The sequence below is a fragment of the Streptomyces sp. NPDC107528 genome, from assembly GCF_055639295.1.
This window is the reverse complement of record NZ_JBVKAV010000007.1, coordinates 122887-135433: the sequence shown is the minus strand read 5'-3', so window position 1 is coordinate 135433 and position 12547 is coordinate 122887. Positions and strand designations below refer to the sequence as shown.

11 protein-coding genes are annotated in these 12547 nt (G+C 70.1%); 10 read left to right on the top strand and 1 reads right to left on the bottom strand.

All coding sequences use genetic code 11. The annotated features are described in order from the left end of the window. Positions 1 to 38: 38 nt before the first annotated feature. The 4 genes from ACZ7L5_RS22990 to nusB all read left to right on the top strand — a co-directional run bounded on the left by ACZ7L5_RS22990 (position 39) and on the right by nusB (position 3572). Complete coding sequence (locus tag ACZ7L5_RS22990) at positions 39 to 1001, top strand: AAA family ATPase (protein ID WP_471518833.1); 963 nt, start codon at positions 39 to 41, stop codon at positions 999 to 1001. A 410-nt stretch (positions 1002 to 1411) separates the two neighbouring features. Further along, a complete protein-coding gene (locus ACZ7L5_RS22985; protein ID WP_328882896.1) occupies positions 1412 to 2518 on the top strand; it encodes an aminopeptidase P family protein in 1107 nt (368 codons plus the stop codon). Between the two features lie 51 nt (positions 2519 to 2569). Next, the gene (gene efp, locus ACZ7L5_RS22980; protein WP_030607045.1) at positions 2570 to 3136 is read left to right on the top strand and encodes an elongation factor P; all 567 of its coding nucleotides are present in this window, start codon (positions 2570 to 2572) and stop codon (positions 3134 to 3136) included. 1 nt (position 3137) lies between these two features. Continuing rightward, positions 3138 to 3572 carry a transcription antitermination factor NusB gene (gene nusB, locus ACZ7L5_RS22975; RefSeq protein ID WP_328882897.1) on the top strand — a complete coding sequence of 145 codons (435 nt, stop codon included), beginning with the start codon at positions 3138 to 3140 and terminating at the stop codon, positions 3570 to 3572. Positions 3573 to 3748: 176 nt separating this feature from the next. On the opposite strand, the gene bldD is transcribed toward nusB, so the two are convergent. Beyond that, the gene (gene bldD / locus ACZ7L5_RS22970) at positions 3749 to 4252 is read right to left on the bottom strand and encodes a transcriptional regulator BldD (RefSeq protein ID WP_004002691.1); all 504 of its coding nucleotides are present in this window, start codon (positions 4250 to 4252) and stop codon (positions 3749 to 3751) included. A gap of 254 nt (positions 4253 to 4506) precedes the next feature. Here bldD and pyrR point away from each other — a divergent pair, with 254 nt between their 5' ends. The 6 genes from pyrR to carB all read left to right on the top strand — a co-directional run bounded on the left by pyrR (position 4507) and on the right by carB (position 12523). Next, entirely contained in the window at positions 4507 to 5079 is a 573-nt protein-coding gene (gene pyrR / locus ACZ7L5_RS22965; RefSeq protein ID WP_328882898.1) for a bifunctional pyr operon transcriptional regulator/uracil phosphoribosyltransferase PyrR, read from the top strand. 135 nt (positions 5080 to 5214) lie between these two features. Beyond that, on the top strand, positions 5215 to 6192 hold the full coding sequence (locus ACZ7L5_RS22960; RefSeq protein ID WP_328882899.1) for an aspartate carbamoyltransferase catalytic subunit: 978 nt from the start codon (positions 5215 to 5217) through the stop codon (positions 6190 to 6192). A 5-nt stretch (positions 6193 to 6197) separates the two neighbouring features. Next, on the top strand, positions 6198 to 7484 hold the full coding sequence (locus ACZ7L5_RS22955) for a dihydroorotase (protein ID WP_471518551.1): 1287 nt from the start codon (positions 6198 to 6200) through the stop codon (positions 7482 to 7484). Next, a complete protein-coding gene (locus ACZ7L5_RS22950; RefSeq protein ID WP_471518550.1) occupies positions 7481 to 8068 on the top strand; it encodes a PH-like domain-containing protein in 588 nt (195 codons plus the stop codon). Before ACZ7L5_RS22955 ends, ACZ7L5_RS22950 begins: the two co-directional genes overlap by 4 nt. Next, positions 8065 to 9222: a glutamine-hydrolyzing carbamoyl-phosphate synthase small subunit gene (gene carA / locus ACZ7L5_RS22945; protein ID WP_471518549.1), complete on the top strand. Its 1158-nt coding sequence runs from the start codon at positions 8065 to 8067 to the stop codon at positions 9220 to 9222. Before ACZ7L5_RS22950 ends, carA begins: the two co-directional genes overlap by 4 nt. Beyond that, positions 9215 to 12523 carry a carbamoyl-phosphate synthase large subunit gene (gene carB / locus ACZ7L5_RS22940; RefSeq protein WP_471518548.1) on the top strand — a complete coding sequence of 1103 codons (3309 nt, stop codon included), beginning with the start codon at positions 9215 to 9217 and terminating at the stop codon, positions 12521 to 12523. Before carA ends, carB begins: the two co-directional genes overlap by 8 nt. The last annotated feature ends 24 nt before the right edge of the window (positions 12524 to 12547 follow it).

Genomic DNA, 12547 nt, shown 5'->3' with positions numbered 1-12547 from the left:
CGTCAATGGCCATGGAAGACGAGACGGAGTGGCACCGGATGCAGCACGCAGTGGGTTCTCCGCTGCCGCCGCCCCACCAGTCGGGGAACGGCTGGTCGCCGGCCGCACAACACCCGGGTCCGCATCACCCGGGCACGCATCAGGGACCCGCTCCGCATCAGGGCTCCGCTCCGCATCAGGGCTCCGCTCCGCATCAGGGCTCCGCTCCGCATCAGGGCTCCGCTCCGCACCAGGGCTCCGCCCCCGTGCCTCCGCCACCCCCGGCACCGGGCTTCACACCCCCTGGAACACCACCCGGCACTCCCTCCGGACCGGTCCCGCCCGCGCCACCGCACGCCCATGTCCCGCCCGCGCCGGAGACCACGGGCCATGTACCGCTGCCGCCCGGCGGCCCGGTCGGCATGCCGAGCGCCCCGCCCGCCACCGCGGTCCCGGACCCGGCGACCACCACCCTCGCCGTGCTGCTCATCGGGCCGGCCGGCGCCGGCAAGACCAGCGTCGCCAAGTACTGGGCGGACCACCGCCGCGTCCCCACGGCTCACATCAGCCTCGATGACGTCCGCGAATGGGTCCGCTCGGGCTTCGCCGACCCCCAGTCCGGGTGGAACGACAACTCGGAGGCCCAGTACCGCCTGGCCCGCCGCACCTGCGGCTTCGCCGCGCGGAACTTTCTGGCCAACGGCATCTCGTGCATCCTCGACGACGCGGTCTTCCCCGACCGCCCCGTGGTCGGCCTCGGCGGCTGGAAGCGCCACGTGGGCCCCGGCCTCCTCCCGGTCGTCCTGCTCCCCGGCCTGGAGATCGTCCTGGAGCGCAACGCCGAACGCACCGGCAACCGCCGCCTCACCGACGAGGAGGTGGCCCGCATCCACGGCCGCATGGCCGGCTGGTACGGCTCAGGCCTCCCGATCATCGACAACTCCCAACTCGACGTCCCCCAGACAGCCCAGATCCTGGACGACGTACTGGCAAGATCAATCGCCAGCCCTCCCAAGTGGTAGCCCACCTGAGTGGACGCCCTTAAGGGGCGCGGGGAACTGCGCAACGAGCCCCCACCGGCCCGCAGACGGCCCACAGCCTCGTGGAGCACTCCGTCCCTGAACTGGTGACGAACGCGACCGGAGCCACCTAGGGGGCGCGGGGAGCTGCGCAACGAGCCCCCACCGGCCCGCAGACGGCCCACAGCCTCGTGGAGCACTTCGTCCCTGAACTGGTGACGAACGCGACCGGAGCCACCTAGGGGGCGCGGGGAGCTGCGCGACCAGCCCCCACCGGCCCCGCACACGGCCACAACCTCATGGCGCACCCCCGCCCCCACCGAACGGCACCCCACCAACCCGCACAATCCGGACACCGCCCACTCAGACGCCCTCAACCGGCGCCAACCCAGCGAAGCTCATACGCTCGGGTCATGTCAGAGGTGTACGCCACCCGCCGCTCCAGGCTGAGGGACCGCTGCCAGGCCAGCGGCAGCGCCACCGCGCTGATCTCTCGCCCCGCCAACGTCCGCTACCTCGCGGGCGCCGCCCCGCAGGGCTCCGTGCTGCTCCTCGGCAAGACCGAAGATCTGCTCGTGTGCACCGGCCCGCCCGACGACCGCCCCACGGAGGGCCGCCCCGACGAGGCACTGCGGATCCACAATCTCCCCGGCGCCGGAGGCGACCCCGCAGTCGCCGCGGCCGACCTCGCGGCGGCGCAGGGCGGAGTCTGCCTCGCCGTGGAGGAACACCACCTCACCGTGGCCCGCCACAGAGCCATCCGCTCGGTCGTTCCGCGGCTGCGCCTGACCGACCTCGGCGGAGCCGTGGAACAGCTCAGGGTCGTCAAGGACGAGGAAGAGATCTCCTGCATCCGGATCGGCGCGGAGATCGCCGACCAGGCCCTCGGGGAACTGCTCGAGTCCATCCTGGTCGGCCGCACGGAACGCCACCTCGCCCTCGAACTCGAACGACGCCTCGTCGATCACGGCGCCGACGGCCCCGCCTTCGCCACGTCCGTCGCCACCGGCCCCAACGCCGGCCGCCGCGCTCATCGGCCCACCGACCGCCGTGTGGAGGAGGGTGACTTCCTCTCCGTCTGCCTCGGGGCGACGTATCGCGGATACCGCTGCGAGATCGGCCGTACGTTCGTCATCGGTACGTCCCCCGCCGACTGGCAGATCGAGCTGTACGACCTCGTCTTCGCCGCTCAGCGCGCCGGACGGGAGAGTCTGGTGCCCGGCGCCGCGTACCGTGATGTGGACCGCGCGGCACGGCAGGTGCTGGACTCCGCGGGGTACGCGCAGGGCCTTCCAGCACTGACGGGGCACGGCGTGGGACTCGAAATCGACGAGGACCCGCAGTTGGCTCCCGCGGCCATGGGTAAACTGGACGCTTGCGTGCCGGTCACCGTCGAACCGGGGGTCCACCTCCCGGGCCGGGGCGGTGTCCGGATCGATGACACGCTCGTCGTTCGCCCCGAGGCGGACGGCGGACCCGAGCTACTCACCATCACGACCAAGGAGCTGCTCGCCCTCTAGGCAGTGGCGTGCCCCGGGGTCGTCCACGTCAGTCCAGGAGATTCCGCAACCGTGGCTTCCACGAACGACCTCAAGAACGGCCTGGTGCTCAAGCTCGAAGGCGGCCAGCTCTGGTCCGTCGTCGAGTTCCAGCACGTCAAGCCCGGCAAGGGCCCGGCCTTCGTGCGCACCAAGCTCAAGAACGTGCTCTCCGGCAAGGTCGTCGACAAGACGTTCAACGCCGGCGTCAAGGTCGAGACGGCCACTGTCGACAAGCGCGACATGCAGTTCTCCTACATGGACGGCGAGTACTTCGTCTTCATGGACATGGAGACCTACGACCAGCTCATGGTCGACCGCAAGGCTGTCGGCGACGCCGCCAACTTCCTGATCGAGGGCTTCACGGCCACCGTCGCGCAGCACGAGGGAGAGGTGCTCTTCGTCGAGCTGCCCGCCGCCGTCGAGCTCGTGATCCAGGAGACCGAGCCGGGTGTCCAGGGCGACCGCTCCACCGGCGGCACCAAGCCCGCCATCCTGGAGACCGGCCACCAGATCAACGTCCCGCTCTTCATCACCACCGGTGAGAAGATCAAGGTCGACACCCGCACGAGCGACTACCTCGGCCGGGTGAACAGCTAAATTGGCTGCCCGCAACACGGCCCGCAAGCGCGCCTTCCAGATCCTCTTCGAGGGTGACCAGCGCGACGCCGGAGTCCTGACGGTCCTCGCGGACTGGATCCGGCTCTCCCGGGACGACACCCGGCAGCCGCCGGTGAGCGAGTACACGATGCAGCTGGTCGAGGGCTACGCGCAGCACGCGCGGCGCATCGACGACCTGATCGCTCAGTACGCGGTCGGCTGGACGCTGGACCGGATGCCGGTCGTGGACCGCAACATCCTGCGTCTCGGCGCGTACGAGCTGATCTGGGTCGACGAGACCCCGGACGCCGTCGTGCTGGACGAGATGGTGGCGCTGGCGAAGGAGTTCTCCACGGACGACTCGCCCTCGTTCGTCAACGGCCTCCTCGGTCGGCTCAAGGACCTGAAGCCCACGCTGCGCCGCGAGGAAGCGTAAGGGTTTCGACCGAAGACGCCGGAGGGCCCGCAGCAAGGATGCTGCGGGCCCTCCGGCGTCCCTGTGCCACTGGGACCCCTTCAGGCCCGCAGAACGCCGCCGGGGCGGCCGGAACCGCAAAGTTCCGGCCACCCCGGCGGCACGTTTCTTCTCAAGTGGGTCAACGCGTGAAGCGCTCAGCTCTCCTCGGCGTGGGAGACCGCGCGACGCGCGTCCGCGTCCAGCACGCCCCAGCTGATCAGCTGCTCGGTGAGGACCGAGGGGGACTGGTCGTAGATGACGGCGAGTGTGCGCAGGTCGTCCTGGCGGATCGAGAGCACCTTGCCGTTGTAGTCACCGCGCTGCGACTGGATCGTCGCGGCGTACCGCTGGAGGGGGCCCGCCTTCTCGGCCGGTACGTGGGCAAGTCGCTCCAGGTCCAGGACCAGCTTCGGCGGCGGCTCGGCGGCCCCGCCCGGCGTGGTGCCCGGCAGCAGCTCCTGCACCGGAACGCCGTAGAAATCCGCCAGCTCGGCGAGGCGCTGCACGGTCACGGCGCGGTCTCCGCGCTCGTACGAACCGACCACGACGGCCTTCCAGCGTCCCTGGGACTTCTCCTCGACACCGTGAAGGGAAAGGCCCTGCTGGGTGCGGATGGCCCGGAGCTTGGCCCCGAGCTGTTTGGCGTATTCGCTGGACATATAGCTCCCCGGCACTGGGTCGACGCGACGTGGCTTGGGTTCCATGCCGCGCGGTTGGTAACTCACTGTGAGGTTACGCAGCGTTACTCTGGTGCGTCAAGCCGAATGGTCCACACCGACGCTTCCGTGCTATCGGTGACCGATTGGGCCAAGTGGGTGACAGGGGGTGCCTCATCGGCCTGCTACGGTGGATGACGTAAACCAGACGTCCTTTAAGGTCCGTCCCGTGAGGCGGAGAAGGAGGTCCCTTTCGTATGGACAGGCAACAGGACACGCAAGCGTCCGATGCCCGGCCCGTTCTCGAAGGCCCTGACATCGCGCGGGTGTTGACCCGCATCGCCCACGAGATCGTCGAACGCGCCAAGGGCGCCGACGACGTGGTGCTCCTCGGCATTCCGACCCGAGGTGTCTTCCTCGCCCAGCGGCTCGCCGCCAAGCTCGAGGAGATCACCGACCGGAAGATCCCGGTCGGTTCGCTCGACATCACGATGTACCGCGACGACCTGCGCATGCATCCCCCGCGCGCGCTGGCCCGCACGGACATCCCCGGTGACGGCATCGACGGCCGGCTGGTCGTCCTCGTCGACGACGTCCTCTTCTCGGGCCGCACCATCCGTGCCGCCCTCGACGCCCTGAACGACATCGGCCGTCCGCGCGCGGTGCAGCTCGCGGTACTCGTCGACCGAGGCCATCGCGAACTGCCCATCCGTGCCGACTATGTCGGCAAGAACCTCCCCACGTCGCTGCGGGAGACGGTCAAGGTCCAGCTCGCCGAGGAGGACGGTCGCGACACCGTGCTGCTCGGTGCCAAGCAGACCTCCCAGTAGCGCCCACGGCGTACGCCGCTGTCGTACGCCCGCTCAGTGCGCGCTCGCGCGCACCCGTCTGCCCCGCTGGGCCTCCGGGGGGACATCCCCCGGACACCCCGGACCCTGACTTAACTGCCTTACGGAGCCTGACAGATGCAGCGTCATCTCATCTCGGCCGCCGACCTCACCCGCGACGACGCCGTCCTGATCCTCGACACCGCCGAGGAGATGGCCCGGGTCGCCGACCGGCCGATCAAGAAGTTGCCGACCCTGCGCGGCCGGACCGTCGTGAACCTCTTCTTCGAGGACTCCACGCGCACGCGTATCTCCTTCGAGGCCGCCGAGAAGCGGCTGTCGGCGGACGTCATCAACTTCACCGCCAAGGGATCCAGCGTGTCCAAGGGCGAGTCCCTGAAGGACACCGCCCAGACCCTGGAGGCCATGGGCGTCGACGCCGTCGTCATCCGGCACGGCGCCTCCGGGGCGCCCTACCGCCTCGCCAACTCCGGCTGGATCGACGCCGCCGTCATCAACGCCGGCGACGGTACCCACCAGCACCCCACCCAGGCCCTGCTGGACGCCTTCACCATGCGCCGCCGGCTGGTCGGCCGGGACGCCGGGATCGGGCAGGACCTCGACGGCAAGCGCATCACGCTCGTCGGCGACGTGCTGCACAGCCGGGTCGCCCGCTCCAACGTCGACCTGCTGCACACCCTCGGCGCCGAGGTCACCCTCGTCGCGCCGCCGACCCTGGTGCCGGTCGGCGTCGAGAACTGGCCCTGCGAGGTGTCGTACGACCTCGACAGCACGCTGCCCAAGACCGACGCGGTGATGATGCTGCGCGTCCAGCGCGAGCGCATGAACGCCGCCTTCTTCCCGACCGAGCGCGAGTACTCGCGGCGCTACGGCCTCGACGGCGACCGCATGGCGCGGATGCCCGAGCACGCGATCGTGATGCACCCCGGGCCGATGGTGCGCGGCATGGAGATCACCGCCGAGGTCGCCGACTCCGAGCGCTGCACCGCCATCGAGCAGGTCGCAAACGGAGTCTCCATCCGGATGGCCGTTCTGTACCTGCTGCTCGGCGGCAACGAGCCCGCCGCGACCCACACCCGTACCGAGGAGAAGTAAGACAGATGAGCAAGATCCTGATCCGTGGTGCGAAGGTGCTCGGCGGCGAGCCCCAGGACGTCCTGATCGACGGCGGGACCATCGCCGAGGTGGGCGCAGGGCTGAGCGCCGAGGGCGCGGAGGTCGTCGAGGCCGCGGGCAAGGTGCTCCTGCCGGGGCTCGTGGACCTGCACACCCACCTGCGCGAGCCCGGACGCGAGGACTCCGAGACCGTGCTGACCGGCACGCGCGCGGCCGCCTCGGGCGGTTTCACGGCCGTCTTCGCCATGGCCAACACCTTCCCGGTCGCCGACACCGCCGGTGTGGTCGAGCAGGTCTACCGGCTCGGCCAGGAAGGCGGCTACTGCGACGTGCAGCCCATCGGCGCCGTCACCGTCGGCCTGGAGGGCAGGAAGCTCGCCGAGCTGGGCGCCATGCACGAGTCGGCCGCCGGCGTCACCGTCTTCTCCGACGACGGCAAGTGTGTCGACGACGCCGTGATCATGCGGCGGGCCCTGGAGTACGTGAAGGCCTTCGGCGGCGTCGTCGCCCAGCACGCGCAGGAGCCGCGGCTGACCGAGGGCGCCCAGATGAACGAGGGCGTCGTCTCCGCCGAGCTGGGGCTCGGCGGCTGGCCCGCGGTGGCCGAAGAATCGATCATCGCCCGGGATGTCCTGCTCGCCGAGCACGTCGGCTCCCGCGTCCACATCTGCCACCTGTCGACCGCCGGGTCCGTCGAGATCGTGCGCTGGGCCAAGTCCCGCGGCATCGACGTCACCGCCGAGGTCACCCCGCACCACCTCCTCCTCACGGATGAGATGGTGCGCAGCTACAACCCGGTCTACAAGGTGAACCCGCCGCTGCGCACCGAGCGTGACGTGCTGGCGCTGCGCGAGGCGCTCGCCGACGGCACGATCGACATCGTCGCCACCGACCACGCCCCGCACCCGCACGAGGACAAGGACTGCGAGTGGGCCGCCGCCGCCATGGGGATGGTCGGCCTGGAGACCGCGCTGTCAGTGGTGCAGGAGACCATGGTGGACACCGGGCTCCTCACCTGGGCCGGGGTCGCCGAGCGCATGTCCTTCAAGCCCGCCCAGATCGGGCAGGCGAAGGGGCACGGCCGTCCCGTCTCGGCTGGTGAGCCCGCCAACCTCACGCTCGTCGACACGGAATACCGTGGGTCGGTGGACCCCGCGGGCTTCGCCTCGCGCAGCCGCAACACTCCGTACGAGGGGCGTGAGCTGCCGGGCCGTGTGACGCACACGTGGCTCCGGGGCAAGGCCACGCTCGTCGACGGGAAGCTCACGTGACACCTGCAACACTGCTCGCAGCCGGAACCGGACTCGCGGCCGAACAGAAGTCGGCCGACGTGACCGACTGGGCCGCCCGCATCGGCTGGGTCGTCGGACTCGCCCTCTTCGTCGCGCTCGTCTACTGGCTGATGCGCGAGGGCTGGAAGTGGCGCGGCACGCTCCAGGGCGACCTGCCCGAGCTGCCCAGCGCGCCGGACGACCCAGGCCCGGCGAGACTGAGCATGAGCGGCCGCTACCACGGCTCGACCACCGCCGGTCATTGGCTGGACCGCATCGTGGCGCACGGCCTCGGCACCCGCAGCCGCGTCGAGCTCACCCTCACGGAGGCGGGACTGGACGTCGTACGCCCCGGCGCGAGCGACTTCTTCGTCCCGGTCGCGCAGCTGCGCGAGGCCCGGCTCGACAAGGGCATCGCCGGCAAGGTCCTGACCGAGGGCGGACTGCTCGTGGTGACGTGGGCGCACGGCGAACGGCTGATCGACTCCGGCTTCCGCTCAGATCACGCGGCGGAGCACAACGAGTGGGTCGACCTCATTAACTCCATGATCAAGAACAACAGCACGGAAGGCGCCGAACGATGACGACCTCCATCCAGGGGACCGCCTCGCGCAGGCACAAGGCGGCTCCCGCCGTACTCGTCCTGGAGGACGGCCGCATGTTCCGCGGCCGTGCCTACGGGGCCGTGGGGGTGACCTTCGGCGAGGCCGTGTTCTCCACCGGCATGACCGGGTACCAGGAGACCCTCACCGACCCGTCGTACCACCGCCAGGTCGTCGTGATGACCGCCCCGCACGTCGGCAACACCGGTGTCAACGACGAGGACCCCGAGTCCAAGCAGATCTGGGTGGCCGGCTACGTGGTGCGCGACCCCGCGCGCGTGCCGTCCAACTGGCGCTCCCGGCGCTCGCTGGACGACGAGCTGCGCCACCAGGGCGTCGTCGGGATCTCCGGCATCGACACCCGCGCGCTGACCCGCCACCTGCGTGAACGCGGCGCCATGCGCGTCGGCATCTTCTCCGGCAACGCGCTGCCCGACGAGGGCACCATGCTCGCCGAGGTCCGCCAGGCCCCCGAGATGAAGGGCGCCGACCTGTCCGCCGAGGTCGCCACCAAGGAGGCGTACGTCGTCCCCGCGATCGGCGACAAGAAGTTCACCGTCGCCGCCGTCGACCTCGGCATCAAGGGCATGACCCCGCACCGGATGGCCGAGCGCGGCATCGAGGTGCACGTGCTGCCCGCGACGGCGACCGCCGAGGACGTGTTCGCCGTGAACCCGGACGGCGTGTTCTTCTCCAACGGCCCCGGCGACCCGGCCACCGCCGACCACCCGGTATCCGTCATGCAGGCGGTCCTGGAGCGCGGCACCCCGCTGTTCGGCATCTGCTTCGGCAACCAGATCCTGGGCCGCGCGCTCGGCTTCGGCACCTACAAGCTGAAGTACGGCCACCGCGGCATCAACCAGCCGGTGCAGGACCGTACGACCGGCAAGGTCGAGGTCACCGCGCACAACCACGGCTTCGCCGTGGACGCCCCGACCGACCAGGTCTCCGACACCCCGTTCGGCCGCGCCGAGGTCTCCCACGTCTGCCTCAACGACAACGTGGTGGAGGGTCTCCACCTCCTCGACAAGCCGGCCTTCAGCGTCCAGTACCACCCCGAAGCGGCGGCCGGCCCGCACGACGCCGCCTACCTGTTCGACCGCTTCGTATCCCTGATGGAGGGCCAGCGTGCCTAAGCGCACCGATATCCAGTCCGTCCTGGTCATCGGCTCCGGCCCGATCGTCATCGGCCAGGCCGCCGAGTTCGACTACTCCGGCACCCAGGCGTGCCGCATCCTGCGCGCCGAGGGCCTGCGGGTCATCCTCGTCAACTCCAACCCGGCGACGATCATGACCGACCCGGAGATCGCCGACGCCACCTACGTCGAGCCGATCACACCCGAGTTCGTCGAGAAGATCATCGCCAAGGAGCGGCCGGACGCGCTGCTGCCCACCCTGGGCGGCCAGACGGCCCTCAACACCGCGATCTCGCTGCACGAGGCGGGGACGCTCGAGAAGTACGGCGTCGAGCTGATCGGCGCCAACGTCGAGGCCATCAACAAGGGCGAGGACCGCGACCTCTTCAAGGACGTCGTCGAGGCCGTCCGCGCCAAGATCGGGCACGGCGAGTCCGCCCGCTCGGTCATCTGCCACTCCATGGACGACGTCCTCGCGGGCGTCGACACGCTCGGCGGCTACCCGGTCGTGGTCCGCCCCTCCTTCACCATGGGTGGCGCCGGCTCCGGCTTCGCCCACGACGAGGAGGAACTGCGCCGCATCGCCGGCCAGGGCCTGACCCTCTCTCCCACCACCGAGGTGCTCCTGGAGGAGTCCATCCTCGGCTGGAAGGAGTACGAGCTGGAGCTGATGCGCGACAAGCACGACAACGTCGTGGTCGTCTGCTCCATCGAGAACTTCGACCCGATGGGCGTGCACACCGGTGACTCGATCACCGTCGCGCCCGCGATGACGCTGACCGACCGCGAGTACCAGACCCTGCGCGACATCGGCATCGCCGTCATCCGCGAGGTCGGCGTCGACACCGGCGGCTGCAACATCCAGTTCGCGGTGAACCCGGAGGACGGCCGGGTCATCGTCATCGAGATGAACCCGCGCGTGTCGCGTTCCTCGGCTCTCGCCTCCAAGGCGACCGGCTTCCCGATCGCCAAGATCGCGGCCAAGCTGGCCGTCGGCTACACGCTCGACGAGATCCCGAACGACATCACGAAGGAGACCCCGGCCTCCTTCGAGCCGACCCTCGACTACGTGGTCGTGAAGGCCCCGCGCTTCGCCTTCGAGAAGTTCCCGCAGGCCGACTCCACGCTGACCACCACCATGAAGTCGGTCGGCGAGGCCATGGCCATCGGCCGCAACTTCACCGAGGCCTTCCAGAAGGCGCTGCGCTCGCTGGAGAAGAAGGGCAGCCAGTTCACGTTCGTCGGCGAGCCCGGCGACAAGACGCTTCTCCTCGAAGAAGCGGTCCGCCCCACCGACGGCCGTATCAACGCCGTCATGCAGGCCATCCGCGCGGGCGCCACGCCCGAGGAGGTCTTCGAGTACACGAAGATCGACCCCTGGTTCGTCGACCAGCTCTTCCTCATCAAGGAGATCGCCGACGAGCTCGCCGAGGCCCCGGAGCTGACCCCGGACCTGCTGGCCGAGGCCAAGCGGCACGGCTTCTCCGACCTGCAGATCGCCGAGATCCGCGGCCTGCGCGAGGACGTCGTGCGCGAGGTGCGGCACGCGCTGGGGGTCCGCCCGGTCTACAAGACGGTCGACACCTGCGCCGCCGAGTTCGCCGCGCGGACGCCGTACTTCTACTCCTCCTACGACGAGGAGACGGAGGTCGCCCCCCGCGAGAAGCCGGCCGTCATCATCCTGGGCTCCGGGCCCAACCGCATCGGCCAGGGCATCGAGTTCGACTACTCCTGCGTGCACGCCTCCTTCGCGCTGAGCGACGCCGGGTACGAGACGGTGATGGTCAACTGCAACCCGGAGACCGTCTCCACCGACTACGACACCTCCGACCGGCTGTACTTCGAGCCGCTGACGCTGGAGGACGTGCTGGAGGTCGTCCACGCGGAGCGGCAGGCCGGCCCCGTGGCGGGTGTCGTCGTGCAGCTCGGTGGCCAGACCCCGCTGGGGCTGTCGCAGGCGCTGAAGGACAACGGCGTGCCGATCGTCGGCACGTCCCCGGAGGCCATCCACGCCGCCGAGGACCGCGGCGCCTTCGGGCGGGTCCTCGCGGAGGCGGGCCTCCCGGCCCCCAAGCACGGCACCGCCACCACCTTCGCCGGCGCCAAGGCCATCGCCGACGAGATCGGCTACCCGGTCCTGGTGCGGCCCTCGTACGTCCTCGGCGGGCGCGGCATGGAGATCGTCTACGACGAGACCCGGCTGGAGGCCTACATCGCCGAGTCGACCGAGATCAGCCCCTCGCGGCCGGTCCTCGTCGACCGGTTCCTGGACGACGCGATCGAGATCGACGTCGACGCGCTCTACGACGGCGAGGAGCTCTACCTCGGCGGCGTCATGGAGCACATCGAGGAGGCCGGCATCCACTCCGGCGACTCGGCGTGCGCGCTGCCGCCGATCACGCTGGGCGGGTTCGACATCAAGCGCCTGCGGGCCTCCACGGAGGCCATCGCCAAGGGCGTCGGCGTGCGCGGCCTGATCAACATCCAGTTCGCGATGGCCGGCGACATCCTGTACGTCCTCGAAGCCAACCCGCGCGCGTCCCGTACGGTCCCCTTCACCTCGAAGGCGACCGCGGTACCGCTGGCGAAGGCCGCCGCCCGGATCTCGCTGGGCGCGACCATCGCCGAACTGCGGGCCGAGGGGCTGCTTCCGGCAACCGGCGACGGCGGCGAGCTGCCGCTCGACGCGCCGATCTCCGTCAAGGAGGCCGTCATGCCGTGGTCGCGCTTCCGCGACATCCACGGCCGCGGCGTCGACACCATCCTCGGCCCGGAGATGCGCTCCACCGGCGAGGTCATGGGCATCGACTCCGTCTTCGGCACGGCGTACGCCAAGTCGCAGGCGGGCGCGTACGGTCCGCTGCCGACGAAGGGCCGCGCCTTCATCTCGGTCGCCAACCGGGACAAGCGCTCGATGATCTTCCCGGCGCGTGAACTGGTCGCCCACGGCTTCGAACTTCTCGCCACGTCCGGCACGGCCGAGGTGCTCAAGCGCAACGGCATCAACGCCACGGTCGTGCGCAAGCAGTCCGAGGGCATCGGCCCGAACGGCGAGAAGACCATCGTCCAGCTCATCCACGACGGCGAGGTCGACCTCATCGTCAACACGCCGTACGGCACCGGCGGGCGCCTCGACGGCTATGACATCCGCACGGCGGCCGTGGCGCGGTCGGTTCCGTGCCTGACGACGGTTCAGGCGCTCGCCGCCGCCGTCCAGGGCATCGACGCCCTCAACCACGGTGACGTGGGCGTCCGTTCGCTTCAGGAACACGCGGAACACCTGACCGCGGCCCGCGACTAGCAGCCGACGAGGGGGACACCGGAA

Bases quoted from the DNA above. Each gene is read 5' to 3' on its own strand.
- carA (WP_471518549.1), top strand. From the start codon at position 8,065: ATGACGACCTCCATCCAGGGGACCGCCTCGCGCAGGCACAAGGCGGCT.
- ACZ7L5_RS22955 (WP_471518551.1), top strand. From the start codon at position 6,198: ATGAGCAAGATCCTGATCCGTGGTGCGAAGGTGCTCGGCGGCGAGCCC.
- ACZ7L5_RS22985 (WP_328882896.1), top strand. From the start codon at position 1,412: ATGTCAGAGGTGTACGCCACCCGCCGCTCCAGGCTGAGGGACCGCTGC.
- ACZ7L5_RS22990 (WP_471518833.1), top strand. From the start codon at position 39: ATGCAGCACGCAGTGGGTTCTCCGCTGCCGCCGCCCCACCAGTCGGGG.
- ACZ7L5_RS22960 (WP_328882899.1), top strand. From the start codon at position 5,215: ATGCAGCGTCATCTCATCTCGGCCGCCGACCTCACCCGCGACGACGCC.
- pyrR (WP_328882898.1), top strand. From the start codon at position 4,507: ATGGACAGGCAACAGGACACGCAAGCGTCCGATGCCCGGCCCGTTCTC.
- bldD (WP_004002691.1), bottom strand. From the start codon at position 4,252: ATGTCCAGCGAATACGCCAAACAGCTCGGGGCCAAGCTCCGGGCCATC.